Origin of the sequence: Alkalicoccobacillus porphyridii (assembly GCF_007293315.1) — a bacterium.
GTDB classification, from domain to species: Bacteria; Bacillota; Bacilli; order Bacillales; family Bacillaceae_D; genus Alkalicoccobacillus; species Alkalicoccobacillus porphyridii.
The window spans coordinates 1-265 of sequence record NZ_VLXZ01000245.1 but is presented as its reverse complement, the minus strand read 5'-3'; the positions used below and the strand labels follow the sequence as shown (position 1 = coordinate 265).

Sequence of the window (265 nt, the reverse complement as noted above, 5' to 3'; positions counted from 1 at the left end):
ACCGGCAATTGTTTTTTGATATTCAGCGATACTTCTGGTTTGACTGAGCGTAACCTGATTCTGACCCAGTAATGCATTAATTGGCGTTCTAAGTTCATGAGCGAGATCGTCAGCAAATTGACTTAGGCGTTCAAAATCTTTGACTAAGGCTTGATGCATTTTATTCAACGCCTGCCCAAGAGGTTTTAGTTCTCTCGGTAATGCGCTAACCTCAACAGGCTCCCGGCTATCGTTATAATTCAGCGCTTCCGTTACACCACTCAAC

1 protein-coding gene is annotated in these 265 nt (G+C 43.8%); it reads right to left on the bottom strand.

Annotation, left to right across the window (positions count from 1 at the left end; genetic code table 11):
- The coding region (locus tag FN960_RS24200; protein WP_368854065.1) for a histidine kinase dimerization/phospho-acceptor domain-containing protein at positions 1-265 on the bottom strand (265 nt) is incomplete at both ends.